Raw genomic sequence first — 1,646 nt, 5'->3', positions numbered from 1 at the left:
GTGGCGAGGGAGTGGCCGCCGCGTCTTCGACGCTGCGCTGTCGCGCAGCAAACAAGTGTCCGACTTAAGATTGAGGTGCGCGCGGGGACAGAGACCGCAGTTATCACTGGTGTGCCAGCACCCGAGAGGGAGAGTGGTCCGCACGGTATCGGCGTGGAGTCGTTGTAGGCACAGCAAGCTGTGACCACGTATGAGAGAGTGAATCCGTTCGCCACCGTGCTCCCCGCGCGCCGTTCAATCCTGCGAGGAATTGTCATGGCGCGCAAGAAGCAGCAGAAACGATTTGAAGTGATTCACCCCCATTGTGCGGGTATCGATATTGGCAGCCGTGAGCACTGGGTTGGCGTCAATCCCGATCAAAGCGATAAGCCGGTTCGCAGCTTTTCAACCTTTACCGAGGATTTGGTGAAACTGGCCGAGTGGCTGGAATCGCTGAAAATCAAGGTCGTGGCGATGGAAGCCACAGGCGTTTATTGGATACCTTTGTTCGAGCTTCTGGATTCGAGAGGTTTCGAGGTCTATCTGGTCAATTCCCGCGCTACACGTCAGATAACGGGTCGTAAATCTGATGTTCTAGATTGCCAGTGGATTTGGCAACTCATGACTCACGGCTTACTCAGGGGCGCTTTCCGTCCCGCTGATGATATTTGCTCGATGCGTTCGTTGGTTCGCCAACGTGCCATGAAGGTGCGCGACCAAGCCAAGACCATCAATCGCATGCAAAAAGCCCTGACCCAGATGAACATCCAGTTGGCCAATGTCATCAGCAATATCGCCGGCGTGACAGGCATGAAAATTATCAAGGCCATCATCGGTGGTGAGCGTGATCCTCAAGTGCTAGCCAACTTTCGAGACGGTCGCATCAAGGCCGATCATCAGACCATCACTCGTAGTCTGCACGGTAATTGGCGAATCGAGCATTTGCATGCCTTGGCTCAGGAAGTAGCCGCCCATGATTTTCTGGAAAAACAAATTGCCGAGTGTGATCAGGCCATCGTTCAGGCACTGGGTCGACTCCCGGTGCTGACCGATAAACCCGTGCAACCCACCAAGCCACTGCGCAGCCCTCATCGCTCGGCAGATGAACAAGCCTGCCTGCATCAGGCCCTGGTGAAAATCATGGGCGTGGATTTGACTGCGATTCCCACCATAGGAATTGAATCTGCCTTGGTTCTGGCGAGTGAAGTCGGACCTGATTTGTCGCGTTTTCCGACTGAACAACATTTCAGTTCCTGGCTGGGGGTAGCGCCTCCCACTCGAATATCAGGGGGCAAGTTGCTACCGGGTCAAGTCCCGAAGATCTTTAACCGGGCGGCACAAGCGCTCAAGCAGGCCGCTTCCAGCGCCCGCAACGACAAAAGCTTCATCGGCGCCAGTCACCGCGCCCGGCTGGCCCGCATGGATACGTCCTGCGCGATCAAGGCCACCGCCCATCAATTAGCACGATTGATCTACGCCATGCTCATCAAAGGACAGCCTTATGTGGAGAAAGGTATGGAGGAGTTTGAGGCACAAAGTCGTAATCGCCAGCTCAGAGCCTTGCAACGCAAAGCTACTAAGCTGGGAATGAGGTTGATCGATGCTGCTTAAAAAGCATTAAAAACAATGGGTTGTAATTTGTTTGATGAGAGCTTGCTCCCGCTGGG

The 1,646-nt window shown here is 54.6% G+C and carries 1 protein-coding gene; it reads left to right on the top strand.

Going from position 1 to position 1,646, the window contains the following annotated elements; all coding sequences use genetic code 11:
• Positions 1-255 precede the first annotated feature (255 nt).
• Positions 256-1,590: an IS110 family RNA-guided transposase gene (locus tag Q6A48_RS25865; protein WP_304557308.1), complete on the top strand. Its 1,335-nt coding sequence runs from the start codon at positions 256-258 to the stop codon at positions 1,588-1,590.
• The last annotated feature ends 56 nt before the right edge of the window (positions 1,591-1,646 follow it).

This window comes from Pseudomonas citrullilanati, assembly GCF_030580855.1.
In the GTDB taxonomy this organism is placed as follows: domain Bacteria; phylum Pseudomonadota; class Gammaproteobacteria; order Pseudomonadales; family Pseudomonadaceae; genus Aquipseudomonas; species Aquipseudomonas citrulli.
This window is presented reverse-complemented; position numbering and strand designations above follow the sequence as displayed.

Excerpts from the sequence above, each read along its gene's own strand:
- Q6A48_RS25865 (WP_304557308.1), top strand. The coding sequence starts at position 256 with ATGGCGCGCAAGAAGCAGCAGAAACGATTTGAAGTGATTCACCCCCAT.